This window comes from Curtobacterium sp. VKM Ac-2865 (assembly GCF_015350905.1).
GTDB lineage: Bacteria > Actinomycetota > Actinomycetes > Actinomycetales > Microbacteriaceae > Curtobacterium.
Genome location: NZ_JADKRZ010000006.1, coordinates 40,933 through 65,973 on the forward strand (window position 1 = coordinate 40,933; position 25,041 = coordinate 65,973).

Below are 25,041 nucleotides of genomic sequence, written 5' to 3' on the forward strand. Positions count from 1 at the left end.
GGTTCAGGGGCGTCTCGCGGCGGTGTGTGGTGGAGCTCGTCGTCCGCGGCGTCAGGACTCGGCGCCGAGTGCGAGGCGGACCGCTTCCACCACGGTGATCTCCACCCCCGCGCGTCGTGCGAGGGCGGGGTCGCGGCGGATCAGCGCGGTCGCCCCGAGCAGCCGCCGACGTTCGTCCTGCGTCACGCCCTCGCCGATGCGATCGGAACGCCGGACCAGCGAGGCGAGCGTGGCGATGTCGACGAGGTGGCGTGTGTTGTCCTGTCCGGGCAACTGGTCGACAGCGGCAGCCTTGCTGAAGAGGGCGCCCTGCAGCGTGGGGCGCCTGAGCCGACCGATGCGACCGTTGACCGAGAGGTCGATGAGGACACTGCGGTCGAGTGCTCCTTGCGTCCCCGGTGCGGCGACCGTCGTTCCTCCGCCATGACCCCGTCGGTCGTCTGCGCGGGGCCCGAGGAACCGAGGCTGCACGATGTCCACCTGGGCGCCGTCGCGCAGCCACCGGTGCTGGTGCCCTTCGAACGACGTCCCGTCCGGCTCGAAGCCGAGCGACGCGAGGACGTTCGTGAAGTCCCACAGCATGGTCGGGTGGAGGCGGACGTCCAGCGCAGCGTCGACGTCCTGCGTCGGGCGAGCGCTCCGGACGCCGCGTTCCCCGCAGAGCGACTGGACCATCTGCCCGCCGACGAGCGACCAGCCTGCCGGGAGACGTTCGTGGACGTCGAACAGTGCATGCCAGGCCGCGGCCTGCTCGCGAGGAAGCGGCGGTGCCTCGATCACGCCGTCGCCGTCCGCAGGAGCTCGACGGCACGACGGCGTTCGCGCGGGCCGTCGTCGGCGATCAGGTCGAGGACGAGTTGCGACAGGGGCAGCGGGCGTTCCGGAGCGTGGTCGTGGACGTGCAGCGCGACGTTGGGCGTCGAGGACGACCGGAGCAGGTACTCACGGCGCAGGGGGTCGACGTCCGCGCGTACGACGTGTGCTTCCAGCACGTCAGGAGCACTGATCTCCGACCTGGGATCACTCACACCCCCGGCGACGAGCCGTTCGTCCGCCCGGAGTTCGGGGAGGTCGTCGGGCTGGACGAAGAACTCCTCGACGAGTGGGAGGCGCCTCCACAGCCAGTCGCGGAAGACGTCGGCGACGTCGACGTCTTCCGGCTCACGGAGCAACACGAGCCGCTGACGCAGTCGTGTGCGCTCCGTCGGCTCGAGGTGCGCGAGCGCGTCGCGACCGTCGATGACAGCGAGGAGCGCGTCCGCGGCGCGATCCGCCAAGGGCCGTCTCGCAGCGGGCCGGTGCCGGAGCGCGTCGTCGATCAACCAGATGCTCCCGGACTTCCGCGCAGCGAGCTTCCCGGACCGCACCTGCTTCCGGATCACCTGCTCCGAGAGCCCGTGGTGCTGCGCGTACTCAGCCACCGTCACATCAGCCATGCACACAAGCGTAACGGAACCCGTTGCCTTGTGTGTCGACGAGCCTGGAGCCGACCCCGCTTCCGTGCGGTGGACGATCTCCGTCGCCGTCCTGGCACGCCCGCCTGCCGTCGCGGCCACGACGAGGAGTGACCCGTGGACGGCCGTCGGGCAGGCGCGCAGCGACCGGCACCGCTCCGCGTGTCCGGCGGACGCAGCGCCTGTGCCGGGCTGCATCGCCGAGCGCTTACCGTCCCGGTCATGCGAACCACTGCGAAGACCGCCTCCGCCCTCGTCGGGTCCGTCACCCTCGCCCTGCTGCTCGCGTCCTGCAACGGGGGAGCCCAGGAGCCGGACCCGGCGAACACCGGCCCCCTCGCGGAGAACACCACGAGGGCCGCGACGTGCGACACCGCCTCGAGTGCGACGGTCGACGCGGTCAACGCCCTGACCGGCAGCGACGACGTCAAGTCCGTGAACCTCGAGGCTGCTGACGGTGGCTGGTACCTCGGCACGCCTGCTGCGTCCGGCGGCGACGTCGCCCTCTGGGCCACGACGGTCGACCCCACCACCGACGACTTCGACGGCACGGTCTTCCCGCTGAACCGCACCGCCACCGACGAGGTCAACGCGCCGACGGCGACGGCGTCCCCGGCGCCCAAGACCTTCGCCGCCGACTCCGCCGCCGCCAGCCGCGTCGAGAACTGCGTGACGGACGGCGCCGGCAAGTAGGAGCTCCCGCTCGGGCCGGATGCCGCTGTCGTACGGGCAGGCTCCCGGCCCTGGTCCATCGCAGGAGGCGGCAGCATGTCGCACGGAAGCGCATGCTCGCGCATCGAGCGACACGGAGCGGGCGTCCGCGCTGCGCATCCGCACCGACGCTGTCGCTTCTGCCGCACGCAGGAACGCAGGCACGTACGCACATCCGTCTGCCCGTTCCGCACCACCCGCCGGACTGGAGGCGCGGTGCCAGCCGGCCCCGAGCCTCCCGTCCGCCCGTGGCTCGTCACACGCGCGAGTCTCGCCTCCGCGGACAGTCCGCGCTGAGCGCGGCCCGCGCGACGTCCGCCCGGCCGAGACTCGCTCCGGGCCGCTGGCCCGCACCGCCGCCGCCACGCGCCCGCGCGGCCGGCCGCAATGCGGACGGCGCGTGGACGCCGCCGCACCCGGACGGTAGGCTGAGCTTGGTTAATCGATTAAGCAACATCGTCGCTACCCCATCGATGACCACATCCCCCAGCAATGACGCTCGGAAGGAACGCATCAGCATGCACATCGGCTCGATCTCGAGACCACGGCGCATCGTCGCCGCGACACTGGGAGCACTCGCTCTCGTCACCGGGAGCCTGTTCGCGAGCACGGTCGGCGCCGACAGCGCCACCGCCGCGACGAACGGTCCCTGCGACACCTACGCCAGCGCCGGCACCTCGTGTGTCGCCGCGTACAGCTCCACCAGGGCGCTGTACTCCTCCTACAACGGACCGCTCTACCAGGTGCAACGAGCCTCGGACGGTGCGACGACCAACGTCGGGCTGCTCGCTGCCGGCGGCACCGCGAACGCCGCGACGCAGGACGCGTTCTGCTCCGGCACGACGTGCACCATCCTCAAGATCTACGACCAGACGGCCAACCACAACGACCTCACGGTCGCCGGCGCCGGGGACGCGGGGCCGGCCAACCACGCCGCCGACGCCGGGGCCCTGCCGGTCACCGTCGCCGGCCACAAGGCGTACGGCGTGTTCATGCCGCAGCAGGTGGCCTACCGCATCTCGAGCACGGCCGCGAAGGGCACGGCGCGCGGCGCGAGTCCTGAGTCCATGTACGAGGTCGCCAGCGGCACGAACGTGAACCACGGCTGCTGTTCGGACTTCGGCAACGTCGAGACCCAGTCGAAGGACACCGGCAAGGGGCACATGGACGCGCTCAACCTGTCGATGCTGAACGGCAAGGGCAGCGCTGGTCGCGGGCCCTGGGTGCAGGCGGACCTGGAGAACGGCGTCTACGAGGGCAAGACCGCGATCACCACGGCGAACACGGGCAACAGCTCGAAGTTCGTCACCGCGCTCCTGAAGAACGACGGCGTCGCGAACTTCGCGCTCAAGGGCGGCAACGCCCAGACCGGGACGCTGTCCAAGTGGTACGAGGGCGCACTGCCCACGGACCGGGACGGCGACGGGCAGGGCTACACGCCGATGAAGCTCGAGGGCTCGATCGTGCTCGGAGCCGGCGGCGACAACTCCAACCGCGGGACGCAGTCCTTCTTCGAGGGCGTCATGACCAGCGGCTACTCCACCGACGCGGCGGACAACGCCGTGCAGGCGAACGTCGTGGCCCAGAACTACCAGGGCGTCTCGACCGGTGGCGGCCCGGGTGCGTCGATCACGGGCGTCGGCGGCAAGTGCGTCGACGTCGCGGGTGACGACGTGGGTGGCAACACCGCGGTCGTGCAGCTGTACGACTGCAAGGCGCTCGCCGCCGACCAGCACTGGCTCGGCAGCGTGTACGGCGCACACACCCTCAGCACGCTCGGGCGCTGCCTCGACGTGAACGGCAACGCGACGGCCAACGGCACGCACGTCGAGCTCTACGACTGCAACGGGGCCGGCGGGCAGCAGTGGATCGTCCAGCCGGACGGGTCGATCAAGAACCCGCAGTCCGGGCGGTGCCTCGACGTGCCGTCGGGCACCACCGCGAACGCCACGGCGCTGCAGATCTACGACTGCAACGGCAACGCCGCACAGAAGTTCGTCGCAGCCGTCCCGATCACGACGATCGGCGGCAAGTGCGTCGACGTCGCCGGGAACGACCTGCAGCAGAACGGCCAGCAGGTCCAGGTGTTCGACTGCCAGACCCTGCTGACCGACGAGCAGACGACCGACCAGCAGTGGGCCTTCAACGCCGCTGACGGCACGATCCGCACGCTCGGCCGCTGCCTCGACGTCGACGGCAACGCGACGGCGAACGGGTCCCACCTGGAGCTCTACGCCTGCAACGGCGTCGGGGGCCAGCAGTGGGCACCGCAGGCCAACGGCTCGATCAGGAACCCGCAGTCCGGCCGCTGCCTCGACGTGCCGTCGGGCAACACGGCGAACGGCACGGCGCTCCAGCTCTACGACTGCAACGGACAGGCCCCCCAGGTCTTCTCGTTCAACTGAGCCACAGAGCGGACGGGAGGCTCGGTGCCAGCTGGCACCGAGCCTCCCGTCTGGCTGCGCTCGGCACCCGCCGAGTCTCGGCCCCGCGGACACATCGCGCCGCGCTCGCCCCGAGCGATGTCCGCCCGGGCGAGACTCGCTCCGCGCCGCTGGTTCGCGCCTGCCGCGGCTGCGGCCGCGCCCCGCGCCCCGCGCCCGCACGCGTACCTGCGGGCGGCGAGACTCGGCGCCGCGGACAGTCTGCGGCGTCTGCGGGGCGCACAGTGTCCGGGAGGGCGAGACTCGGCGGCCCGCCCCCGGCCGGGCCGGCGGGCGGGAGTCGGCGCCGCGGCCGCTCGCTGCGCACTACGCAATCCGCACCGGGGCTTGCTTCATCGATTAAGCAGGTGCATGATGAGCGCAGTTAATCGATAAAGCACCCGACCCGAGGAGGCGACCATGCCGAAGTCCGTCACCCTGAAGGACGTCGCCGCGAAGGTCGGCGTGACGTCCGCCGCGGCGAGCATGGCGCTCGCCGGACACGAGCGGATCAGCGAGCGCACCCGAGCCGCGGTCAAGCAGGCCGCCGACGAGCTCGGCTACGTCCCGAGCTCGGCCGGCCGGGCGCTCCGCAGCCAGCGCGCCGACGCCGTGGCGCTCATCGTGCCGAACTCCTCCGCGCACGTGTTCGGGCACCTCTACTTCATGCACGTGCTGACGGGGATGTCGACCGCAGCCAACGCCCACGACGCCCAGGTGATCGTCTCGACGAACGCGGACACCTCCAACGGTGGTGTCGCGTACGAGCGGGTCATGCGCTCCCGCACCGCCGACGGCGCGATCGTCACGAGTGCGGCGGTCGACGACGACCACGTCCAGGGGCTCGTCGCGAGCGGGCTGCCTGCCGTCCTCATCGGCAACTACCCGCACCTGGCCGACGCGGTCACGGTCGGCATCGACGACGTGGCCGCCACCGAGCGCCTCGTCGACCACCTCGTCGAGGTGCACGGACGCCGCCGCCTCCTGCACGTGACGGGCACGCTCGACCACCAGACCGGGCTCGACCGGCGGACCGGGTTCCTCCGGGCTGCCGAGCGGCACGGTCTCACCGACGTGTCCGTCGTCGAGGGCGACCTGTCCGAGACCTCCGGTGCCGCCGCGATGGAGCACTTCCTGCGCGAGGACGCGGCGACCCGACCCGACGGCGTCGTCTTCGCGAACGACGACATGGCGGTGGGTGGCCTCCACACGCTCCGTCGCGCCGGGGTCGACGTGCCCGAGGACGTGTCCGTCGTCGGCTTCGACGACTTCGGTCTCGCCCGCGTCACCACCCCGGGCATCACGACCATCCGTGTCCCCGCCGAGGAGATGGGCCGCATCGCCACCGAGCGGCTCTTCGACCTCGTCGACCACCGTGGCGGCCTCCCCGCCCGCACCGAGCTCCCCGTCGACCTCGTCACCCGCCGGTCCTGCGGGTGCGACCCCGACGCGGAACGCGTCCGCACCTGAGCGGGCGCGACACCAGCACCACCCGAGGCACCAGCACCACCCCGACGCACCAGCACCCGCACCACCCGACGCACACCGCACACCCGACGCACGACCCGCTGACCGCACCGACGGTCGTCGACCCATCCCAGCCGCAGCACCCACCCCGTCCTGCGAGCACAGCAACGCAAAGGAGCGTTCCCGATGAAGCACGCACGCAAGGCCCTCACGATCGGCGCCGTCGCCACCGTGGCGGCCCTCGCCCTCACCGGTTGTTCCGCGGGCGGCAACGCCAGCACGGACGGCCCCGTCACCCTCAAGGTCTGGACCGGGTTCACCGGCGGCGACCGCCCCGGCTACGCCACGATCGTCAAGGACTTCGAGAAGGCCCACCCCGACGTCAAGGTCGACATGACCGTGCAGCCGTGGGACACGATCCAGCAGAAGCTCCCCTCGGCCTGGCTCACCGGGCAGGGCCCGGACGTCGCCGCGGTGTCCTCCGACCCGAACGCCGTCGCCCAGTACGTCAAGACGCGCTCGGTGATGCCGATCACGGCGACCGGCAGCGGTGACGGCAAGATCAACACGGATGCCTTCGCCCCCGGCACCGTCGACGAGTTCACCTACGACGGCAAGCTCTACGGCGTCCCGGCGAACTTCGCCACGCTGAGCCTGTACTACAACAAGAAGCTCTTCGCGGCGGCCGGCATCACGGACCCGCCGTCGAGCGTCGCTGAGATGGCAGCGGACGCCAAGAAGCTCACCTCCGGTGGGAAGTACGGCATCGCCCTCGCCGACAACCAGACGATCCAGATGTGGCCCGTCCTGCAGTGGCTCGAGGGCGGCGACATCGTCAACGGCAAGAACTGCAGCGTCGTGCAGTCCTCCGACGGGCAGAAGTCACTGTCCACCTGGGCGGACCTGGTCGCGAAGGACAAGGTCAGCCCGGTCGGCCTGACCGGCGCCGAAGCCGACTCGCTGTTCTCGGCCGGCAAGGCCGCCATGGAGATCAACGGCCCGTGGGCTGCTTCCGGGTACAAGGCCGCCGGGATCGACCTCGGCATCGCGACGATCCCGGTCGGCGTGGACGGGAAGTCGAGCACCCTCGGCGCGATCGCCCCGCTGTCGATCTCGGCGAAGACGAAGTACCCGAAGCAGGCGCAGGAGTTCCTGGCCTACTGGACGTCGAAGTCGGCCCAGCAGAAGTTCTCGCTGCAGACGGGCTTCCCGCCGCTCAGGACCGACCTGTCGGACGATGCGGAGCTGAAGGCCGACCCCACCGTGTCGGTCTTCGCCAGCCAGGTGCCGAACGCGCGCCTGTACCTGCCGCACGTGCCGAACGCCACGAAGGTCGACTCCGACGGCTACGTCCCCCTGATCGGCGAGATCACCCGGGGCAAGTCGGTCGAGTCGGCCACGAAGAGCGCGGGTCAGACGATCGACGGCCTGACCGGCTGCGGTCAGTGACCGACCAGCTCACCGGGTCCGCCCCGCCACGCACGCCGCGTGGCGGGGCCCCGGCCTCCGGCCACGACACCGGACGGGAGGCCCGCCCCACGCGCCGCCGATCGCGTCGGTTCCAGCCGGCCTGGCTCTTCATGGCCCCGTCGCTGCTGATCCTCGGCGCGTTCGTGGTCTTCCCGATCCTCCGGTCGCTGTACTACTCGTTCTTCGACTGGACCGTCGGGGCGGTGTCGCAGCCCTTCGTCGGGTTCGGGAACTACACGAAGCTGTTCCACGACCAGCAGTTCTGGAACGCCCTGCGGATCACGCTCGAGTACACGGTCGTCTCGGTCGTGCTGCTCGTCGTGCTCGGGTTCCTCGCGGCCCTCCTCCTCCAGCAGGACACCCTGGCGAACCGCATCGTCCGATCGGTCTTCTTCTTCCCGACCATCGTGTCGCTGGTGACGATCGGGCTGGTGTGGAAGTTCCTGCTCGACCCGGACATCGGCCTGGTGGGCGGCATCACCGCGGCACTCGGACTCCCGAGCATCGCCTGGTTGCAGTCGACGTCGCTGGCCCTGCCGACGATCATCGCCGTCTCGGTCTGGAAGAGCCTCGGCTTCGCGATGATCCTCTTCGTCGCCGGGCTGAAGGGCGTGCCGGCGGAACGGTACGAGGCCGCCGAGCTCGACGGTGCGAACCGCTGGCAGACCGTCTGGCGGATCACCCTGCCGAGCATCCGCCCCACGATGCTCTTCACGTCGATGATCCTGACGATCCAGTCGTTCCAGGTGTTCGACCTGGTGTACGTGATGACGGGCGGCGGCCCGGTCTTCCACACCGACACACTCGTGAACCTGCTCTACCGCGACGGGTTCGTCAACTACCAGACCGGCTACGCGTCGGCCATCTCCTGGGTCCTCTTCGTGATCATCATGCTCATCTCCCTCCTCCAGCTCCGGCTGTTCCGGTACGACGATGTCGACTGAGGCGCGCACGCGGCGACCGTCCCTGACGGAGCCGACCCGAGCCTCCCGTCCGGGCCGCATCAGCAACCGGCGCCCGGTGCTGCGGAGCGGTGTCGAGCGCACCGGCTCCGTCCTGAAGTGGGTGTACCTCGGCATCGGGCTCGTCTTCGTGCTCGTGCCGTTCATCTGGATGGTCAGCGGGTCGTTCCGGTCCGAGGCCGACCTGTTCGGCCACCCGGCCAGCCTGTTCCCGACCCGCGCCACCCTGCACGGCTACGTCGGGGTCTGGCAGCAGCTGCCGTTCCTCCGGCTGCTCCTCAACTCGCTCCTGTTCACCGTGGTCACCACGGTGCTGACGCTGCTGTTCGACTCGATGTGCGCCTACGCCCTGGCGCGGATGCGGTTCGTCGGGCGGAACGTGGCCTTCGTGCTCGTCATCGCGACGCTCATGGTGCCGTTCCAGGTGACGCTCATCCCGGTCTTCGTCGAGCTGTTCCACCTCGGATGGCTCAACACCTACCAGGGGCTGATCATCCCGCGGGCGACCAGCGCGTTCGGCATCTTCCTGTTCCGGCAGTTCTTCGTGGACATCCCCGCCGAGCTCGACGAGGCCGCCCGCATCGACGGCGCCGGACACTGGCGGATCTACTGGCAGGTGATCCTGCCGCTGGCGAAGCCCGCGATCGCCACGGTCGCCGTGCTGAACGGCATGGCGCTCTGGAACGACCTGCTCTGGCCGCTCGTCGTGACGACCTCGAACGACATGCTCACGCTGCCGGCCGGGCTGACGCTGTTCGGGGGAGCGCACGTGACCGACCACGCGGTGCTGCTCGCCGGCGCGGTGATCTCGCTGCTGCCGATCGCTCTCGGGTTCTTCTTCGCGCAGAAGTTCTTCGTCGCCGGCGTCGCCACGACGGGGCTGAAGTGAGCGCGCCCGGCCCCGCTGACGTCCGAACCGTCGGGCAGGTGTTCGCCCCGGGGACGTTCACGTTCGTCGCCGGGATCGAGGACACCTGCGTGTACCCGCCGCAGCACTTCGCGATGGCGCCCCTCGACGAGCACGAACTGACCGGTCACGACGAGCAGTGGCGGGACGACCTCGACCTCGTCGCGTCGCTCGGTGCCACGGCCCTGCGCTACGGCGTCGACTGGCCGCGCGTGCACGTCGCACCCGGGGTCTTCGACTGGGCGGTGCTCGACGAACGGCTGCCGTACGCCGCCTCGATCGGGATCACGGTGATCGCCGACCTGGTGCACTACGGCACGCCGAGCTGGCTCGCCGAGTCGTTCGCCGATCCCGGGTACCCGGCCGCGATCGCGTCGTTCGCCGGTGCGTTCGCGGCTCGGTACGCCGGGGTCGTCGACCACGTGACGCCCCTGAACGAACCGATCACGACGGCCTCGTTCGCCGGGCTGCGCGGCGTGTGGCCGCCGGCGCTCACCGGGTGGGAGGGGTGGACGCGGGTGGTCCTCGGCATCGCCGCGGGCTTCCAGCAGGCCGTCGCGGCCGTCCGGTCCGCCAACCCGGACGCGGTCGTCGTGCACGTCGAGGCGTCGTCCCTGTACACAGCGGGTCACGACGACGCGGCGGGGCACGACGGCGCGGCGGGTCACGACGGCGCAGCAGGGCACGACGGCGCTGCACTCGCCGCCGAGGCCGCGCTGCTCGAGGACCTCGGCTGGGTGCCGACGGACCTGGTGCTCGGACGTGTCGTCGAGAGCCACCCGTCCCACACCTGGCTCGTGGAGCACGGCGCCGACCCGGCCGTGCTCGCCGACCTGGTCGACGGCGCGGTGACGATCGACCTGCTCGGCGTGAACTACTACCCGGACCTCTCGCCCCGGCGGCTCGTCGGCGGACCCACCGGCACGGTGCAGCACGCGTACGACCGCTGGAGCGAGGGGCTCGTGGAGTCGGTCACCCGCTTCGGTGCCCGCTACCGGGTACCGATGGTGGTGACCGAGACCTCGATCGAGGGCTCCGACGCCGTCCGTTCGGCGTGGGTCCGTGACTCGGTGGCCGCCGTCCGTGCCCTCGTGGACGCCGGGGTCGACGTCCGCGGGTGGACGTGGTGGCCGGTGTTCGACTTCGTCGACTGGTCCTACGCCTCCGGTGGGAGGAACGTCGAGGAGTTCGCCGTGTCGGAGGATGTGGTGGCCGAACGGTCGGGTACCGGGAGCAAGACCCCGTACCTGCGCCGCATGGGGCTCGTCCGACTGGAGGAGCAGGCGGACGGCACCCTCGCCCGGGTCGTCACCAGTGCCGCTGAGACGTACCGCGGGCTCGCGACCGTGCCACGCTGAGCAGGTGGACGACGACGCCGAACCGTGGGTACGCCGGCTCCGTGACGGCGAGGTCCCACCCGTCCGCGGACTCGTGGTCGGGCTCCTCGTCCTCTCGGTCGTCGGTGCCCTGCTGGTCTGGGCCGAGGCGCTGCACCTCGAGTGGGTCGCGGACTTCTGGGAGCACACCCGTCGAATCGGGATCCTCGTGCTGGTCCCACCGGCCCTGCTGGTCGCGGGGCCCGCTGCCGGTGTCGCCGCGTGGTGGGCGTCTCGCCGGGACCGCCGCGTCCTGGCGAGGATCCGCCGCGCGGGCAGCCCGGTAGCGTTCCACCTGCCGGTGACCGCGCCGGTCATCCGGGAGCCCGACGAACTCCCGGACCCGGCCCCCGTGCTCTGGACCGTCGACGCCGAGGGGTTCCACGGCTGGCCCTCCGGCGACGACCGGCCCGTGCACGACCTGCCGTGGGAGCGGATCCGCCGCATCGACGTCGCGACGCACCGGGGGCGCGGCGGCTTGGACGAGGACTACGGCCTGTGGTTCGCGACCGACCGCGGCCACGTCGTGCTCGCCCCGCGGGGTGCCCTCGGCCGGCCGTCGGGGATCGCAGCCGCGAAGCTGCAGGTCCTCGCGCGGGTGCTCCGCGCGCTCCGCCCCTGACCGGGCACGCACGGCCGAGACCTCCCGCGCCGACGGAAGCGACACCGCCCGACCCGCTGCGACCATGCGCGCGCATCGAGCGACACGGCGCCGAGTCTCCCGTCCGGCGCGCCCGGCCATCCGCCGTCCGCCGAATGACGGGCGCTGCTGGGGGAGGACAGAATTCTGTGTACATCAGTTCAGATATGGTGACATCCAGAACGCGAAAAGCAACAGTGCGTTCCAGCGTGAGGAGCGCCCTCACCCTGAGAGAGAGAAGGACACCATGATCATCGGAGCGATCATCGCCTGCGTCGCTGGAGTCGCTGTGGCTGCCGCCGGAGGCATCTGGCTCGGGGTTGCTCTCTAGCCTCGGCTGACGGGGCTGGCTGCCGCCTCGGCAGCCAGCCCCCAGTGAAGAACCACCATGCTGCGCTCGATCTCCTCGTGGACGATCCGCTTCCTGCTCGCTGGCGTACAGGTCACCGGGAGCTTGTTCTTCTGGTCCCACCTCAGACGGACCAGCCGTGGTCTCGGGATCTCAGCGACCGCGTACGCACCGCTCCTCGCTCGGGCTCGGCTCCACCTGCACGGGGTCCGATCCGACCAGCGATCGTTCGACCTCCTGTTCTCGCTGCCCGGCGTCCACACGATCCCCCTGTGGCTCATGCTCGCTCCCGAGCGTCTGGCCCACGCACTCTCGGGCCACGTCCCCCGCTCCCGCAACGAAGTCCCCGCCGGGGAGGCGACGATGCTCACGCAAGGCCGACGTCGTCCGTTCTTCTACGACCGCATCTGCTCCGAGAACGTCGGGGCGATCGTCGTCATCGGGGCGGGGTGGGACTCGCGCGCGGCTGCCACAGCGGATGCCGGTGGTGCGGCCTTCGAGGTCGACCTGCTGGCCACCCAAGCGACGAAGCAGGCGTGCCAGGCGCGGACCGGAACGGGGAAGGTCACCTTCATCCCGGCCGACGCCGACGACGCGAACTGGATCGGCGACCTGGAGCGAGGACTGGCGGGAAGCCCGGGCCGCACGGTCTTCATCCTCGAGGGACTCCTGCCCTACCTCGAACCCGCGTACGCCGCGCAGTGCGTCGGCGGCTTGGCGCGGATCGCCCGGCCCGGCGATGTCCTTGCCTTCGACTTCGTCTCCCGGGAGTTGCTCGAGCTGCCGAACGCCTTCGACAGGGCCCTCTCCTCCCAGCTCCGGCAGAGCGTCGCCGCTGCGGGTGAGCCCTACCGCTTCTTCATGGACACCCGCGACGACGACGCCGGACTCGATGAGTGGCTCCGGGGGCTCGGCTGGAGGCTCGAGAACACCGAACCCTGGCGGATCCGGGCAGGAGGCGTCGTCGTCGGCGGCATGGCCACGTGCACACCGATGCACGCGTGACCACCGGACTGCGGTGGGACCGAGCGCCCACGCCGAGACCGCCCGCGCCGAGTCCACGGTGGCCCGACGTCCGCATGCGAGCGCATCGAGCGACACCACCCGGCCCGTTGCGGCCATACGTGCGCATCGAGCGACACGGTGCGGCCGTCTGCGCCGCGCATCCGCACGCGGCATGTCGCTTCTGCCGTCGCGCAGGTCCGGCCCGCAGCCACCGTGCGTCACCACGCGCCGGACGGGAGGCTCGGCGCACGTCCGGCACCGAGCCTCCCGTCCGCGCGCTCCCGCCACCGCCGCCGCCGCCGCCACCGCGGAGACGAGCCTCGAGTCCGCCGACAGCCCTCGCCTTCCGGAGCCCACGGGATGTCGCCGAGCACGAGGCTCGTGCCGACACGCGCCGCCGCCGGCCGCCGCCGCGCGGCCGTCAGCGCGCAGCGGGCAGCGGCACCTCGCGCTCGTGGTCCCACGGCTCGGTCCACCCCGCGCGGTCGAACAGCGCGTCGAGCAGTGACGCCGTGAAGCCCCACACCACGTGCGACCCGGCGTCGGTGTCCACGGTGAAGGCCGCCCCGCGCCACTCCTGACCGTCCCGCCGGATCACCGTCACGCCGCGGTGGGCGGGGTCGAGCAGGTCGGCCACGGGTGCGCGGAAGACCGCCGCCGACTCGCCCTGGTCCACGACCCGCACGGGTGACGGGTCCCGCCACCAACCGAGCACCGGCGAGACCAGGTGCCGTGAGAACGCGAGCGGGACCACCGGCAGCGTGCCGAGCACGTCGACGCCGGATGGGTCCAGGCCGGTCTCCTCGCGGGCCTCGCGGAGGGCGGCCGCCACCGGGTCGCGGTCCCCGGGGTCGACGCGCCCGCCGGGGAAGGCCACCTCGCCGGGGTGGGCGCGCAGGGTCGTCGCGCGGGAGAGCAGCAGGACGTCGAGGTCCCGGGAGACGGCGGCGTCCGCACGGTCGCTCGGGACGCCGTCGAGCACGCCGAAGAGGCTGAGCACCGCGGCCTGTCGCGGCGAGACGGCCGGGGGGAGCCCGGCGACGAGCGGGTCGGTCCCCGTCGCCGCGAGGACCGCCGCCAGCTCGGCCCTGGCGCCCACGACTCGGTCCGTGGCCGTCACGACTCCTGCGCCGCCTGCCGGGTCTGCCGGGGGAGCTCCCCGAACTCCGCGCGGTAGGCGGCCGCGAAGCGTCCGAGGTGCGCGAACCCCGTGGCCCGTGCGACCTCGGCGATGCTCAGGTCCGGCTCCTCCTGCAGCCGCTCGCGTGCCAGGAGCAGACGGATGCCGCGCAGGTACGTCAGCGGCGCGATGCCGTGGTGCCGCTGGAACGTGTCCTGCAGCCCGCGCACGCTCAGGCCGGCGGCCGCGGCGACGTCGGCGACGGTGATCTGCTGGGTGGCGTTCTCGAGCAGGAAGGACTCGGCGCGGGCGAACCGAGCGCTCGCGGCGGTCCGCGGCGGCTCGTGCTGCCCGACGGGCCAGTGCGGGATCGCCGACAGCAGGCCGGCGGCGGCGAACCGGGTGAGCTCCTGTTCGCGCTCGAGCGGGACCTCGTCCGGGCCGTTCAGGACCTCGGCTGCGACGGTCCGGACCATGAGCCACCAGGCGGCGAGGTTCGGCCCCTCCGGCACGTGCCGGGGCTGGAACACCAGCGGACCGGGTTCCCAGTCGCCGCGCTCCGCCGCGACGGCCTCGACCGTGGCCCGGTCGATGCGCATGACGTCCTTGTGGAACGACTCCCACCGGAACGGCTGCGACTCCTGGCGCAGCAACGTCGGGCGGCCGATGGTCATCTGGTCGCCGTCGAGGTGCCCGCGTCCGGACTTCAGCCAGATGAGCGTCACCGAGTCGTCCGGCGCGATCTCCCCCGAGATCACCCCGACACAGCTGCAGGAGCCCAACGACAGCAGGTGGGTGCCACGCGACCGGTCCTCGAACGAGAACGACGAATCGCGGCCCTCGACCAGCAGGCCGTGGGTCACGTCGGCCTGCATCACGGCGCCCGCTGCGACCCGGCGGTCCCGGGTGCGGGTCTCGATTCGCGTCCGACGCAGGAGTTCTGGCACGGTTCGATCCTCACCGGAACGCCCCCGTCCTGCAAGCGGACACGCACTTCCGGAATCGGACATCGGCGAGGTCACAGCGGGGTCCGTTCTCCGGACGGTCCACGGTGGCCCAGCCGGTCCCGCCGCGGAGGTCAGGCGCGGTCGTGGAGCGTCACGTGGTAGCCGTCGGGGTCCGCGAAGGTGAAGGTCCGGCCGAAGGGCCCGTCGATCGGGTCGGCGACGATGGTCCGGCCGTCCGACACCAGGGCGTCGTGGATGTCCTGCACGTCGGTGGCGTGGAGCCAGAGCGCGGTGCCGATGCCCGGCTGGGGGATGGCGTCGAGGTCCGTCCCCGGCACGACGTCGCGCAGCGCGAAGGCGATCGGTGTCGTCGCGAACACGACGGCGTGCGGGGGACCGGCTGGCGAGCGGACCAGGCCGAGGTAGCGCTCGTAGAACGCCTGGGAGGTGTCGAGGTCACGGACCTGCAGGGAGATGAAGTCGGGGCCGGTGGCGGGCATGGTGCTCCTTCGATGTGTGTCAGTCTTCTGACACGGAGGAATCTATGTCAGAATCCTGACATGCGTCAAGACCTCCCCGGGATCGACCTCGACACCTCGCTGGGCTACCTGCTGAAGGAGGCGGCCAGCGCCCTCCGGACCTCGATGGAGGCCGTCCTCCGACCGCTCGGCATGACCGTCACGCACTACTCGTGCCTGGAGCTCCTCGCGCAGCGCCCCGGCCTCTCGAACTCCGAACTCGCCCGCGGTGCGTTCGTCACCCGGCAGTCGATGAACGTGCTGCTGCAGGCCCTCGAGCGCGACGGCTCCGTCACCCGCGCCGCCGAGGCACCCGTCGGCAAGGCCCTGCCCACGCGGCTCACGGACGTCGGCCGGACGCGTCTGGCAGCCGCGACCGCCGCGGTGCGCTCCGTCGAGGTCCGGATGCTCGACGGTCTGACGGCAGACGACCGCGCCGAGGCGCTCCGGCTGCTGCGCAGCATGGTCCGCGCACTCCGGACCGATCCTGGTCAACGGGACGCGCACACGGGGACGGGACGCGACTGACGACGAACGGGAGGCACGGTGCCAGCTGGCACCGTGCCTCCCGTCTGCCCCGTGGTGGGCTGGAGCGTGGTCCGGACCAGGGGTCACCCCGGTCCGGCACCGGTCACTCGGTGGTGGAGACCCAGTCGATGAGCAGGTTGCCCGAGTCGCCCCAGTTGCCGGTCTGGAACATGAAGCGGTGCGGCGTGGTGGGGACGTCGTGCGTGATGGTGTCCAGGACGCGGCCGTCGACGCTGTACGTCACGGACTGTCCGGGGACCCAGTCGATCTTGTAGGTGTGCCAGTCACGCCACGAGACGCCCGTGCCGAGCTGGACGCGGTTCGCCTCCTGCCCGCGGACCATGGAGTGGTGGTAGGCGGACGGGCTCTCGTCGAAGTTGCCCTCGGGGAAGTCGATCTCACCGTCCGACCAGACGCCGGAGGTCGGCCACAGCATGAAGGCCGCGCCGTTGCCGTCGCCGCCCGTCGCCTTGGCGCGGACGGAGAACGAGCCACCGACGTGGCCCCAGGCCTTGGCGAAGGTGCCGAACGTGCCGGCCGTGCCGGCGCCGCCGAGCTGGACGTCCATGACGCCGTCGTGCACCGAGACGGTCTTGCTCGGGGCGTAGATGCCCGAGGTGCCGTCCGGGTAGGGCTGCCAGGCCTGGTTGTAGAGCGAGGCGACCAGGCCGGTCGCGGCGTAGCCGTTGAAGTCCTCGATGAAGGACGCGGCCGGGGCCGAAGAACCGGTCTCCGCGACCGGGGTGGGGTCAGGCGTCGGTGCGGTCACCGGCGGCTGCCAGCGGCCGTGTCCACCCCACCACCAGCCGTTCCAGGTGGCGGCGGAGGCCGTGGTCGGCACCCCCAGGACGAGTGCGCCAGCGGTGAGGGCGGTCACGGTGGCGAGGAGTCCACGCTTGCGACGGTTCATCGGGTCTTCCGTTCGGTGAGGGTCATGGGGGATGTGCCGCGCTTGGGCGTGCACGTGCTTGGCGTGGAGATGTCGGGCTCCTTGACTGGGCTCGGCGCGGGTTCGGGTCGGCAGGACGCGCTCGGGTGCCGGGTGCTGCACACGAGTTCGGTGACGCGTCCCCGGACATCATGCATCATCTGTGCCCCGTTCGGGGGGTGATGACGTGAACCGGCGTCTGAACACCGGATGGCCTGGCTGGTCAGTCGCGCTCGGTCAGGGTGCGGAGGACGCGGAGGAGGGTCGCGCGGTCGTCCTCGGTCAGCGGTTCGAAGAGCTCGTCGAGCACGTCCACCGCCACCGCGTGTCCCCCCGCGAGTGCCGCCCGCCCCTCGTCCGTCAGGGTGTGCTCGATCCGTCGACCACGACCGGCCGTCCGGACGACCAGCCCGCGGTCGACCAGGCGGTTCGCGAGCGTGCCGAAGGCCTGGTCGCTCTGGAAGGTCGCCACCGCGAGGTCGTGACCGGAGGCGGAGGGCATCCGGTCGACGGCGCGCAGGGCGTCCCACTGCACGAGCGACACCCCCACGTCGCGCAGGGCGGCGTCCATCGTCCGGTGGTTGCGGTACTGCGCGCGCTTCACCAGCTGGCCGAGTGTCTCGAGGTCCGTCGTCACGGTGCTACCGTATCAATACCCGTACATAAACATGTTGAGACAGGACGACCACCATGACCATCTCCCTCCCCGACGACCTGCGGGTCCTCCAGGCCGGCGAGCCCACCGCCCGCGTCGCACTCGTGCTGCACGGTGGCGGCGGCCCGCGGACCGTCGCGCCGATCGTCGGCCACCTCGCGTCGGCGTTCCACGTGCTCGCGCCGACCCACCCGGGCTGGGACGGCACCTCCCGACCCGCGGACATCGACTCCGTCGCCGCCCTGGCCACGGCCTACCTCGACCGGCTCCTCGCCGACGGTGTGCGGCGCGCGGTGCTGGTCGGGTCCTCGATCGGCGGCTGGGTCGCGCTCGAGATGGCCGTACAGGCCGCGGCTGACGACCGGTACGCGGGCCTGGTCGGCGCGGTGGTCGACATCGACGGCGTCGGCGCGGTCGTCGACGGTGCGCCGATCGCCGACTTCTTCGCGCTCGACGCCCGCGGACTCGCCGAGGTCGCCTGGCACGACGCCTCGCGCGGGTACATGGACCCCGCGAGCCTGACGGACGAGCAGCGTGCCGTGCAGCGGTCGAACGGCGCCACGATGGCAGCGGTCGCGGGCCGGGGGATGAGCGACCCGACGCTGCTCGGTCGGCTCGGCGGCGTCCGGGTGCCGACCCTCGTGGTCTCCGGGGCGAGTGACCGCGTCGTCACCCCCGCGTACGCGCGTGCGGTGGCCGCCGCCGTCCCGGGAGCCGAGTTCGCCGAGGTCCCGGCTGCCGGGCACCTGCCGCACCTCGAGGCACCGTCGGCGACGTGGGCGGTGGTCGACCCGTTCCTGCAGCGGGTGTGACGCGGGTCAGCTGACGGCTCGACGGGATGGGGCGACCTGGTCCCGGTGCCAGCTGTCGAGGGTCGTGGCGACCAGGTCCAGGTGTGACTCGAGCAGGAAGTGTCCGCCGTCGACGAGCTCGACCTGCGCTCCCGGTGCGTCACGGCGGAAGGCCTCCGCGCCTGCCGCCGCGAAGATCTCGTCGTTCCGCCCCCAGATCGCGAGCACCGGGACCCCGGACTCCCGCAGCCAGGCGTGCACGTTCGGGTAGAGCTCGCGGTTCGTCGCGTAGTCGCGGAACAGGTCGAGTTGCACGTCGTCCTGCCCGGGGCGGGCGAGGAGCGTGAGGTCGTGCTCCCAGGCGTCCGGGTCGACGGTCGTCGGGTCCGGCACCCCGTGCGTGTACTGCCACTCGACGGCCTCGCGACCGAGCGCCGGGCGGAGTGCGTCGCGCGTGGCGTCGGTCCGCTCCGCGCCGTCTGCCCAGATCGGGTCCCAGAAGTCGGGGACGAAGCCCTCCTCGTAGGCGTTGCCGTTCTGCGAGACCACGCCTTCGACGGCGCTCGGGTCGGCGAGGGCCAGGCGCCAACCGACCGGTGCGCCGTAGTCCTGGACGTAGATCGTGTACCGCGTCACGCCGATCGTGCTGAGGAACCGGCCGGTCACGTCGGCCAGGGCGGCGAACGAGTAGTCGAAGTCGTCGGCGGACGGAGCGGACGAGCGACCGAAGCCGATGTGGTCCGGCGCGATGACGCGGTAGTGGTCGCCCAGCGCGGGGATGAGGTGCCGGAACATGTGCGAGCTCGACGGGTACCCGTGCAGGAGCAGCAGGACCGGCGCGTCGGCCGGTCCGGCCTCACGCCAGAACACGTCGAGCCCGTCGACGGAGACGGTGCGGTGGTGGACAGCGACCATGACTAACCCCTTTGATTGGTTTTGCTGGTTATCGGACGCTAGCATGGACGGGAGGCGCACCGTGCGCCGGACAGGACACGCACCGGTGGACGAGAACGAGACACTGCTCCTGGGGCTCCTCAACAGCGCGCCCGTGGTCGACGGCCGTCCGACGGACCTGCTCGACGGCGCTGCGGGACAGCGACGTGCCCGGGACTGGGGCGGGACCGGTTCCGACGACGAACTGGCCGGACTGCGCCGGGTCCGGGCCGCACTGCAGGCCGTCGTGCGCGGCGCGACGACGCCGGGCCTCGACGAGCTGACGCACGTCGTCGACGGCGCCGTGCGCATCCCCCGTCCGACGCCGGACGGCGTGGTCTGGGATCTCCGGGTGTCCGACGACGACCGCCTGGCCGTCGATGCCGTCCTCGCCTGGTCCGACGTCCTGTCACGGTTCCCCGGGCGGCTGCGCGCGTGCGCCAACGACGAGTGCAACCTGTTCCTCGTCGACCACAGCCGACCCGGCACGGCGAAGTGGTGCTCGATGGCGACGTGCGGCAACCGCATGAAGGCGCGCGCGTACGCGCGCCGTTCCGCGGGCTGAACTCAGTCTCGATCGGCTCCGGCCGTGTGCTGGTCGGGGGCGTCCTCGGCGGCACGGATGACGGTGAGCAGCAGGTCGTTGAGGCGGTCGCTCTCGGCGCGGTCGAGCCCCAGGCTGGTCAGGTCGTTGCTGGCGAGCGCGATCGCGAGGGCCGTCTCGAGGGCCTGCTCGCCGTCGACGGTGAGCTGCACCGGGTTCCTGCGGCCCTTCGACCGGACGCCCTCGCGGTGGATCAGCCCCTGTTCCTCCATGCCGTCCAGCACCTGCGCCATGCTCTGGGGCCGGACGAAGACCGCCCGTGCGATCTCGGCGGAGGTCAGCGCGGCACCGTCGGCCAGGCAGGAGAGCACGCCGAACTGCACGAGGCCGATGCCGTGGTCGGCGAGGCCGGCGGTGATCCGGGCGCCGATGACCCGTCCGACCTTCACGGCGTTCCATCCCAGCACCAGGTCGAGCCCGTCACGGGTTTCCGCGTCCATCGATGCCTCTCGTCCAGTCGATCCTTCACAAACAGGAAGCTGCTTCTTGGAGTAGCCTGCAGGAACCTGCTTCCCGAGTCCTCCTCTGGAGCATGCCCGAACTCGGCCAGGACCACGAATCGACAGGACGACCCACATGACATCCACGCAGCTCCCCGACAACCGCGGCCGATGGGGCGATGCCGACGAGCTCGGCGCCCTCAACCTGGTGGACGACGCCGCTCGTGCCCGTGCAGCCGCCGCGGTCCATGTCGGACGGTGGGTCTCCCTCGCCCTGTCGACCGATCCCGCCTCGATGCTCGGCGGTCCGTTCGCTCCGCCCTCGCCCCCGTCGCCGCCGGTGCAGCAGGCGCTCCTGCACACCGGGACGCCCCCGATGGGCATGGCCGAGGTGCTCACCGTGACGCCGCACCACCCGGCGCTGACCCACATCGACGCCCTCGTGCACATGCCGGTCGACGGCGTCGTGTTCCCGACGGTCCCGCTCGGCGAGGCCGTGACGGGCGGGGTCGTGGCGCACGGCTCCACCTCGGCCTTCGCCGCGGGCATCGTCACCCGCGGTGTCCTGCTCGACCTGGCTCCGGGAGGACGGCTGCCGTCGGCGCACCCGATCACCGCCGACGACCTCGGTGCTGCGGAGGCCCGAGGTGGCGTCCGGGTGGAGCCGGGGGACGCGCTCGTCGTCCGGACCGGGTGGACGTTCCGCTGGGACGCGGACGAGCAGGGCCCCGGCGTCACGGTCGACGCCGTCCAGTGGCTGCGCGACCGCGACGTGGCGATCTGGGCCGGGGACGTCGGCGACAGCTTCCCGCCGCTCGACCCGGAGGTGCCGATGCCGCTGCACATGGTCGGACTCGCCCGGCTCGGGATGGCGCTCATCGACGGCGTCGTGGTCGACGAGCTGGCCGAGGTCAGCGCCGAGGTCGGTCGTTCCGTGTTCATGCTCGTGGTGGCCCCGCCCCGCATCGGTGGCCTGACCGGCGTGCCCGTGAACCCGCTCGCGGTGTTCTGAGCGGTCGTCCGGCGGCTGATCCCGGAGCCGTGGATCGACGGGCCCTGGATGTGCGGCGGGGGTGCGCGCAGCATGGGGCCACCACCGGTCCGGTGGTCGCCCGACGTCGAAGGAACCCCATGCCGTCAACACCGGTCCACCCCGTCCCCGACCTCGCGGGCACCCTCGCCGTCGTCACCGGCGCCAGCGACGGCATCGGACACGTCATCGCCACGCACCTGGCCCGCGCCGGTGCCGAGGTGGTGATGCCGGTCCGGTCAGCGGACAAGGGATCGCGCGCGGCCGACCGGATCCGCAGTTCCGTCCCGGGCGCCCGCGTCCGGACGCTCCCGCTGGACCTGTCGTCACTCGAGTCGGTCGCCGCGCTGTCGGACTCGCTGCTCGCCGAGGGGCGGCCGATCGGGCTCCTCGTGAACAACGCCGGCGTGATGCAGCCGCCGCAGCGGCAGGAGACCCGGGACGGCTTCGAGCTGCAGATGGGGACGAACCACCTCGGGCACTTCGCGCTCACCCTCGGCGTGCTCGACCTGCTGCGAGCCGGTCGTGCCCGTGTCACTCACCAGACGAGCGTCGCGGCCCGGAACGGGTCCATCGACCTGGACGATGTCGACTCCCGTGACTCCTACGCCGTGATGCGTGCCTACCAGGCGTCGAAGATCGCGGTCGGGCTGTTCGCTCGGGAACTCGACGCCCGCAGCGCGGCCGCGGGCTGGGGGATCACGAGCAACCTGGCGCACCCCGGGATCTCGCCGACGAACCTGCTGGCGGCGCAGCCCGGTCTCGGTCGTGACCGCACGCCGGTCGCGCGTCGTCTGATCGGACTGTTGTCGCGCCTCCGGGTCGTGGGGACGGTCGAGAGCGCGGCGCAGCCGGCGATCGTCGCGGCGACGTCCCCGGACGCCCGTGGCGACCAGTTCTGGGGTCCACGTCGCACGGCGGGCGGTCCGCCGACGCTCCTGCCGATGTGGGCGCCGCTGACGGACATGGACACTGCCCGGCGGCTGTGGGACGTTTCCGAGGCGCTGACGGGGGTCCGTGCCGGACGCTGAACTCGTCCGCGGTCAGCTCGAGACGGCGCTCGCCGCGCGGTAGCTGCTCGGGTCGCAGGTGTGGACGGCCGAGTCGTCGAGCACCGTGCGCAGCGTGTAGTCGGCGCAGTCGGAGAACGTGCCGATGCTCATCCGCTTGTCGGACCGGTGGAGCGTGCCCTTCGAGGGTCCGTCCGACCCGATGCCCGCGCGGTGCACCATCCACTCCAGGTCGTCGGCGTCGGTGCTCAGGTACCGCATGACCGCCTCGTTGTCCTCGTGCTGCCCGATGTACCCGCGCGCGATCGTGGCGCGGACCGCCCGGAGCGCCGGGGGCAGGCGCTCGCCGGGAGGGGCGCTCAGTCCGCCTGCCTGGTACAGGAAGCGGGAGACGCCCTGGCGGCGCATCGCGGGGACGAGACGGCGGACGAACTCCGTGTTGACCTGCCGGTCGCGCTGCGCGACGACGTCACCGAGCATCGCCACGACGGCGTCGGTCCCGTCGAGGAGCGCATCGAGGTCGAGTTCACCGGTGACGGACCCGGCGACGACCTCGAGGTCGGGGTGCGTGCGGGTGAGCTTGACGGGGGTCCTGGCGAGGGCGCGGACGCGGTGCCCCTGCTCCAGCGCGAGCCGGAGGAAGTGCTGTCCGGTCTGTCCGGTGCCGCCGAACACCAGGAAGGTCTTCTGCTGGTCCATGGGGAGTCCTGTCGTCGATCGTGCCGTGGCGGGCGATTGCGCCCGGCCTCAAACTAGTCACTGTCTAGAAAGGAGTCAATGCCTAGATCCTCGTAGGCTGTGTACATGACCACGCGGCCGTTCCACCACGGGAACCTGCGAGCCGTCCTGCTCGAACAGGCCCAGACCATGCTCCGCGCCACCGGGACGGACGGACTGTCGCTCCGCGAGCTCGCGCGCCAGGCCGGCGTCAGCCACGGTGCACCGCGCAGTCACTTCATCGACCGCCAGGCGCTGCTCGACGCGCTCGCCGAGCTGGGCTTCGACCGGCTGACGCAGGCGGTGCAGTCCGCCGTCGACGGCGCTGACTCGGCCCGCGTGGCGTTCGACCACGTCGCCCGGGCCTACGTCGACTTCGCGATCGAGGACGCCGCGCTGATGGAGCTGATGTTCGCGGCGAAGACGAGCGCCCGACCCGGGGCCGTGCAGGACGCCGCCGGCCGGTTGTTCGGGGCGCTCGACGACGTGATGGGCCCGTCAGGACCGGACGCGGACGCGACCGCGCGTGACACGTTCAAGCTGCTGTTCGGGGCGACGATGCAGGGGATCGCCGCGCTCGTCGCGTCCGGTCGGATCGCCCGCGTGCAGGGCGACGCCCTGGTGACCGCGGCGATGACGATGCTGCTCGACTCCGAGCTCGGCCGCCGGGTCGTCACGCGGCGCTGACGTCCACCGTGCCTGCGAGGATGACGGCATGGGACACAGCGACGGCCGACGACGCCCAGACGTGACGACGGCCGACATCATCGGCGGGGCCGAGGCTGTCCACGTCGACCTCGAGCCGTACGACGCGCGGTGGACGGACGCCTTCGCCGAGCACCGAGACCGCATCCGTGTCGCACTCGGCGCCGGCGCTGAGTCCGTCCGGATCGAGCACATCGGCTCCACGGCCGTACCCGGGCTCGCGGCGAAGCCGATCATCGACGTGCTGGTGACGGTGGACGACATCACCGCCGAGGAGGACCACGTCGACCGGCTCCTCGCGGCCGGCTACGTGCTGCGCGTCCGGGAGCCCGGCCACCGCCTGGTCCGGACACCGGAACGCACCGTGCACGTGCACGTCTACGAGCACGGTGCCCGCGCCGTCGAGGACTACCTGCTCTTCCGCGACCGGCTCCGGGCCGACGCTGCCGACCGGGCCCTGTACGAGGACACCAAGCGGGAGCTGTTCCGCCGGCAGTGGGACGACATGAACGACTACGCGGACGCCAAGACCGAGGTGATCGAGGCGATCCGCACCCGAGCGCGCGCGGCCCGCTGACTGAGACCCTGTGCCCCCGGCCCGGAAGGATCGGTACCGGGATGATCAGCGCTGAGAGCGGGTGCGCTGAGGCTGGACGCGGCATCTTCTTGCACATCTCACTGATGTACTGAAAGATCGGTACATCCGGTAGAGCGTCACCGGCAAACAAGGGTGTTCGATGAAGAAGATGATTGGGTTCTCGGGCCTGCTGCTGTCCACCGCCGTCGCTGGTTCTCTGTTGATCCCGGCACTGCCTGCGGCCGCCGCCGATGCGAGTGCCGGTGCTTCGATCCCTCCGAACGTGATCGTGGATGAGAGCTTCGATCCGAACGGCGAGGTCGTGGTCGTCGGTGGCGGCCCCTCGGTGCTGTCTGGTGACTGCAAGGACCGCGCCTTCACTGTCGTCGCGGTCATGGGCGAATCGGTGAACGGCTGCAGCGTGATCGGTACGAAGCCCTCCGCAACGGTGCAGTACAGCTGGTACAAGCACCAGGGCAACGCGAGCCCCTGCATCTGGGGCAAGTCGTTCAACTCCAAGCACGCACCGACGTGGACGGCACTCGATTGCGGCTCTGGCCGATCGAAGAGCGTTCCGTGGGGCAACGTCGCGGGCACCAAGAAGATGAAGGGCCTCACCGGTGTCGGGTGGGCCGGCGTGCAGTGGCAGTGACACGTCGAAGCCTGATGCGACGCGGCCTCGGGGTCATGGCCTCGGGCTGCGTCGCCGCGGTCCTCCTGTCTGGCTGCGACTCCCGAGGACAGCGAGTACCCGTCGCTGCTGACCCGAGCCCG

At 71.5% G+C, this 25,041-nt stretch carries 27 protein-coding genes; 17 read left to right on the forward strand and 10 right to left on the reverse strand.

Annotation, left to right across the window (positions count from 1 at the left end):
• Positions 1 to 51: 51 nt before the first annotated feature.
• Together ITJ54_RS14420 and ITJ54_RS14425 are read right to left on the reverse strand one after the other, a co-directional pair.
• A complete protein-coding gene (locus ITJ54_RS14420; RefSeq protein ID WP_194629445.1) occupies positions 52 to 780 on the reverse strand; it encodes a hypothetical protein in 729 nt (242 codons plus the stop codon).
• A complete protein-coding gene (locus ITJ54_RS14425) occupies positions 777 to 1,436 on the reverse strand; it encodes a hypothetical protein (RefSeq protein ID WP_194629448.1) in 660 nt (219 codons plus the stop codon). The genes ITJ54_RS14420 and ITJ54_RS14425 overlap by 4 nt, the downstream gene beginning before the upstream one ends.
• A gap of 240 nt (positions 1,437 to 1,676) precedes the next feature.
• Between ITJ54_RS14425 and ITJ54_RS14430 the strand changes: the two genes are divergently transcribed.
• The 9 genes from ITJ54_RS14430 to ITJ54_RS14470 all read left to right on the forward strand — a co-directional run bounded on the left by ITJ54_RS14430 (position 1,677) and on the right by ITJ54_RS14470 (position 12,764).
• Positions 1,677 to 2,147 (forward strand): hypothetical protein, encoded by a 471-nt coding sequence (locus ITJ54_RS14430; RefSeq protein ID WP_194629450.1) that lies wholly within the window; start codon positions 1,677 to 1,679, stop codon positions 2,145 to 2,147.
• Positions 2,148 to 2,683: 536 nt separating this feature from the next.
• Complete coding sequence (locus tag ITJ54_RS14435; protein ID WP_194629452.1) at positions 2,684 to 4,570, forward strand: arabinofuranosidase catalytic domain-containing protein; 1,887 nt, start codon at positions 2,684 to 2,686, stop codon at positions 4,568 to 4,570.
• A 438-nt stretch (positions 4,571 to 5,008) separates the two neighbouring features.
• Complete coding sequence (locus ITJ54_RS14440; RefSeq protein WP_194629454.1) at positions 5,009 to 6,058, forward strand: LacI family DNA-binding transcriptional regulator; 1,050 nt, start codon at positions 5,009 to 5,011, stop codon at positions 6,056 to 6,058.
• Between the two features lie 183 nt (positions 6,059 to 6,241).
• Entirely contained in the window at positions 6,242 to 7,504 is a 1,263-nt protein-coding gene (locus ITJ54_RS14445) for a sugar ABC transporter substrate-binding protein (protein ID WP_194629456.1), read from the forward strand.
• Entirely contained in the window at positions 7,501 to 8,469 is a 969-nt protein-coding gene (locus ITJ54_RS14450; RefSeq protein WP_323741737.1) for a sugar ABC transporter permease, read from the forward strand. The genes ITJ54_RS14445 and ITJ54_RS14450 overlap by 4 nt, the downstream gene beginning before the upstream one ends.
• Positions 8,459 to 9,376: a carbohydrate ABC transporter permease gene (locus ITJ54_RS14455; RefSeq protein ID WP_228509480.1), complete on the forward strand. Its 918-nt coding sequence runs from the start codon at positions 8,459 to 8,461 to the stop codon at positions 9,374 to 9,376. The genes ITJ54_RS14450 and ITJ54_RS14455 overlap by 11 nt, the downstream gene beginning before the upstream one ends.
• The gene (locus ITJ54_RS14460; protein ID WP_194629458.1) at positions 9,373 to 10,752 is read left to right on the forward strand and encodes a family 1 glycosylhydrolase; all 1,380 of its coding nucleotides are present in this window, start codon (positions 9,373 to 9,375) and stop codon (positions 10,750 to 10,752) included. Before ITJ54_RS14455 ends, ITJ54_RS14460 begins: the two co-directional genes overlap by 4 nt.
• Positions 10,753 to 10,756: 4 nt before the next feature.
• A complete protein-coding gene (locus tag ITJ54_RS14465; protein ID WP_194629460.1) occupies positions 10,757 to 11,392 on the forward strand; it encodes a hypothetical protein in 636 nt (211 codons plus the stop codon).
• A 406-nt stretch (positions 11,393 to 11,798) separates the two neighbouring features.
• Positions 11,799 to 12,764 (forward strand): class I SAM-dependent methyltransferase, encoded by a 966-nt coding sequence (locus ITJ54_RS14470; RefSeq protein WP_194629462.1) that lies wholly within the window; start codon positions 11,799 to 11,801, stop codon positions 12,762 to 12,764.
• A 421-nt stretch (positions 12,765 to 13,185) separates the two neighbouring features.
• On the opposite strand, the gene ITJ54_RS14475 is transcribed toward ITJ54_RS14470, so the two are convergent.
• The 3 genes from ITJ54_RS14475 to ITJ54_RS14485 all read right to left on the reverse strand — a co-directional run bounded on the left by ITJ54_RS14475 (position 13,186) and on the right by ITJ54_RS14485 (position 15,331).
• On the reverse strand, positions 13,186 to 13,884 hold the full coding sequence (locus ITJ54_RS14475; RefSeq protein ID WP_194629464.1) for an NUDIX hydrolase: 699 nt from the start codon (positions 13,882 to 13,884) through the stop codon (positions 13,186 to 13,188).
• Positions 13,881 to 14,831 (reverse strand): AraC family transcriptional regulator, encoded by a 951-nt coding sequence (locus ITJ54_RS18375; protein WP_194629466.1) that lies wholly within the window; start codon positions 14,829 to 14,831, stop codon positions 13,881 to 13,883. The genes ITJ54_RS14475 and ITJ54_RS18375 overlap by 4 nt, the downstream gene beginning before the upstream one ends.
• Positions 14,832 to 14,962: 131 nt before the next feature.
• Entirely contained in the window at positions 14,963 to 15,331 is a 369-nt protein-coding gene (locus ITJ54_RS14485) for a VOC family protein (protein ID WP_194629467.1), read from the reverse strand.
• A gap of 60 nt (positions 15,332 to 15,391) precedes the next feature.
• Between ITJ54_RS14485 and ITJ54_RS14490 the strand changes: the two genes are divergently transcribed.
• Entirely contained in the window at positions 15,392 to 15,877 is a 486-nt protein-coding gene (locus ITJ54_RS14490) for a MarR family winged helix-turn-helix transcriptional regulator (RefSeq protein ID WP_194629468.1), read from the forward strand.
• Positions 15,878 to 15,980: 103 nt separating this feature from the next.
• Here ITJ54_RS14490 and ITJ54_RS14495 read toward each other — a convergent pair whose 3' ends face one another.
• Positions 15,981 to 16,787 (reverse strand): glycoside hydrolase family 16 protein, encoded by an 807-nt coding sequence (locus ITJ54_RS14495; RefSeq protein ID WP_194629469.1) that lies wholly within the window; start codon positions 16,785 to 16,787, stop codon positions 15,981 to 15,983.
• Positions 16,788 to 17,028: 241 nt separating this feature from the next.
• Positions 17,029 to 17,442, reverse strand: coding sequence for a MarR family winged helix-turn-helix transcriptional regulator (locus tag ITJ54_RS14500; protein ID WP_194629470.1), 414 nt, complete (start codon positions 17,440 to 17,442; stop codon positions 17,029 to 17,031).
• 53 nt (positions 17,443 to 17,495) lie between these two features.
• Between ITJ54_RS14500 and ITJ54_RS14505 the strand changes: the two genes are divergently transcribed.
• A complete protein-coding gene (locus ITJ54_RS14505; RefSeq protein WP_194629471.1) occupies positions 17,496 to 18,272 on the forward strand; it encodes an alpha/beta fold hydrolase in 777 nt (258 codons plus the stop codon).
• A 6-nt stretch (positions 18,273 to 18,278) separates the two neighbouring features.
• Here the strand turns inward: ITJ54_RS14505 and ITJ54_RS14510 are convergent, their stop codons facing one another.
• Positions 18,279 to 19,166: an alpha/beta fold hydrolase gene (locus ITJ54_RS14510; RefSeq protein ID WP_194629472.1), complete on the reverse strand. Its 888-nt coding sequence runs from the start codon at positions 19,164 to 19,166 to the stop codon at positions 18,279 to 18,281.
• 85 nt (positions 19,167 to 19,251) lie between these two features.
• Between ITJ54_RS14510 and ITJ54_RS14515 the strand changes: the two genes are divergently transcribed.
• A complete protein-coding gene (locus ITJ54_RS14515) occupies positions 19,252 to 19,749 on the forward strand; it encodes a CGNR zinc finger domain-containing protein (protein WP_323741739.1) in 498 nt (165 codons plus the stop codon).
• A 2-nt stretch (positions 19,750 to 19,751) separates the two neighbouring features.
• Here ITJ54_RS14515 and ITJ54_RS14520 read toward each other — a convergent pair whose 3' ends face one another.
• On the reverse strand, positions 19,752 to 20,228 hold the full coding sequence (locus tag ITJ54_RS14520) for a MarR family winged helix-turn-helix transcriptional regulator (protein ID WP_194629475.1): 477 nt from the start codon (positions 20,226 to 20,228) through the stop codon (positions 19,752 to 19,754).
• A 136-nt stretch (positions 20,229 to 20,364) separates the two neighbouring features.
• Here ITJ54_RS14520 and ITJ54_RS14525 point away from each other — a divergent pair, with 136 nt between their 5' ends.
• Together ITJ54_RS14525 and ITJ54_RS14530 are read left to right on the forward strand one after the other, a co-directional pair.
• A complete protein-coding gene (locus tag ITJ54_RS14525) occupies positions 20,365 to 21,240 on the forward strand; it encodes a cyclase family protein (RefSeq protein WP_194629477.1) in 876 nt (291 codons plus the stop codon).
• Positions 21,241 to 21,359: 119 nt separating this feature from the next.
• Positions 21,360 to 22,289: an SDR family oxidoreductase gene (locus ITJ54_RS14530; RefSeq protein WP_194629479.1), complete on the forward strand. Its 930-nt coding sequence runs from the start codon at positions 21,360 to 21,362 to the stop codon at positions 22,287 to 22,289.
• 12 nt (positions 22,290 to 22,301) lie between these two features.
• On the opposite strand, the gene ITJ54_RS14535 is transcribed toward ITJ54_RS14530, so the two are convergent.
• Positions 22,302 to 22,967 carry an NAD(P)-dependent oxidoreductase gene (locus ITJ54_RS14535; protein WP_194629481.1) on the reverse strand — a complete coding sequence of 222 codons (666 nt, stop codon included), beginning with the start codon at positions 22,965 to 22,967 and terminating at the stop codon, positions 22,302 to 22,304.
• A 105-nt stretch (positions 22,968 to 23,072) separates the two neighbouring features.
• Between ITJ54_RS14535 and ITJ54_RS14540 the strand changes: the two genes are divergently transcribed.
• The 3 genes from ITJ54_RS14540 to ITJ54_RS14550 all read left to right on the forward strand — a co-directional run bounded on the left by ITJ54_RS14540 (position 23,073) and on the right by ITJ54_RS14550 (position 24,919).
• Positions 23,073 to 23,672, forward strand: a complete 600-nt coding sequence (locus ITJ54_RS14540; protein ID WP_194629483.1) for a TetR/AcrR family transcriptional regulator — start codon at positions 23,073 to 23,075, stop codon at positions 23,670 to 23,672.
• Between the two features lie 28 nt (positions 23,673 to 23,700).
• Positions 23,701 to 24,267: a GrpB family protein gene (locus tag ITJ54_RS14545; protein ID WP_194629485.1), complete on the forward strand. Its 567-nt coding sequence runs from the start codon at positions 23,701 to 23,703 to the stop codon at positions 24,265 to 24,267.
• Positions 24,268 to 24,427: 160 nt separating this feature from the next.
• On the forward strand, positions 24,428 to 24,919 hold the full coding sequence (locus ITJ54_RS14550; protein ID WP_194629487.1) for a hypothetical protein: 492 nt from the start codon (positions 24,428 to 24,430) through the stop codon (positions 24,917 to 24,919).
• Positions 24,920 to 25,041 lie beyond the last annotated feature (122 nt).

Excerpts from the sequence above, each read along its gene's own strand:
- ITJ54_RS14530 (WP_194629479.1), top strand. The coding sequence starts at position 21,360 with ATGCCGTCAACACCGGTCCACCCCGTCCCCGACCTCGCGGGCACCCTC.
- ITJ54_RS14520 (WP_194629475.1), bottom strand. The coding sequence starts at position 20,228 with ATGGACGCGGAAACCCGTGACGGGCTCGACCTGGTGCTGGGATGGAAC.
- ITJ54_RS14525 (WP_194629477.1), top strand. The coding sequence starts at position 20,365 with ATGACATCCACGCAGCTCCCCGACAACCGCGGCCGATGGGGCGATGCC.
- ITJ54_RS14425 (WP_194629448.1), bottom strand. The coding sequence starts at position 1,436 with ATGGCTGATGTGACGGTGGCTGAGTACGCGCAGCACCACGGGCTCTCG.
- ITJ54_RS14495 (WP_194629469.1), bottom strand. The coding sequence starts at position 16,787 with ATGAACCGTCGCAAGCGTGGACTCCTCGCCACCGTGACCGCCCTCACC.
- ITJ54_RS14445 (WP_194629456.1), top strand. The coding sequence starts at position 6,242 with ATGAAGCACGCACGCAAGGCCCTCACGATCGGCGCCGTCGCCACCGTG.
- ITJ54_RS14470 (WP_194629462.1), top strand. The coding sequence starts at position 11,799 with ATGCTGCGCTCGATCTCCTCGTGGACGATCCGCTTCCTGCTCGCTGGC.
- ITJ54_RS14440 (WP_194629454.1), top strand. The coding sequence starts at position 5,009 with ATGCCGAAGTCCGTCACCCTGAAGGACGTCGCCGCGAAGGTCGGCGTG.
- ITJ54_RS14550 (WP_194629487.1), top strand. The coding sequence starts at position 24,428 with ATGAAGAAGATGATTGGGTTCTCGGGCCTGCTGCTGTCCACCGCCGTC.
- ITJ54_RS14535 (WP_194629481.1), bottom strand. The coding sequence starts at position 22,967 with ATGGACCAGCAGAAGACCTTCCTGGTGTTCGGCGGCACCGGACAGACC.
- ITJ54_RS14430 (WP_194629450.1), top strand. The coding sequence starts at position 1,677 with ATGCGAACCACTGCGAAGACCGCCTCCGCCCTCGTCGGGTCCGTCACC.
- ITJ54_RS14540 (WP_194629483.1), top strand. The coding sequence starts at position 23,073 with ATGACCACGCGGCCGTTCCACCACGGGAACCTGCGAGCCGTCCTGCTC.
- ITJ54_RS14510 (WP_194629472.1), bottom strand. The coding sequence starts at position 19,166 with ATGGTCGCTGTCCACCACCGCACCGTCTCCGTCGACGGGCTCGACGTG.
- ITJ54_RS14545 (WP_194629485.1), top strand. The coding sequence starts at position 23,701 with ATGGGACACAGCGACGGCCGACGACGCCCAGACGTGACGACGGCCGAC.
- ITJ54_RS14485 (WP_194629467.1), bottom strand. The coding sequence starts at position 15,331 with ATGCCCGCCACCGGCCCCGACTTCATCTCCCTGCAGGTCCGTGACCTC.
- ITJ54_RS14435 (WP_194629452.1), top strand. The coding sequence starts at position 2,684 with ATGCACATCGGCTCGATCTCGAGACCACGGCGCATCGTCGCCGCGACA.
- ITJ54_RS14490 (WP_194629468.1), top strand. The coding sequence starts at position 15,392 with ATGCGTCAAGACCTCCCCGGGATCGACCTCGACACCTCGCTGGGCTAC.
- ITJ54_RS14455 (WP_228509480.1), top strand. The coding sequence starts at position 8,459 with ATGTCGACTGAGGCGCGCACGCGGCGACCGTCCCTGACGGAGCCGACC.
- ITJ54_RS14505 (WP_194629471.1), top strand. The coding sequence starts at position 17,496 with ATGACCATCTCCCTCCCCGACGACCTGCGGGTCCTCCAGGCCGGCGAG.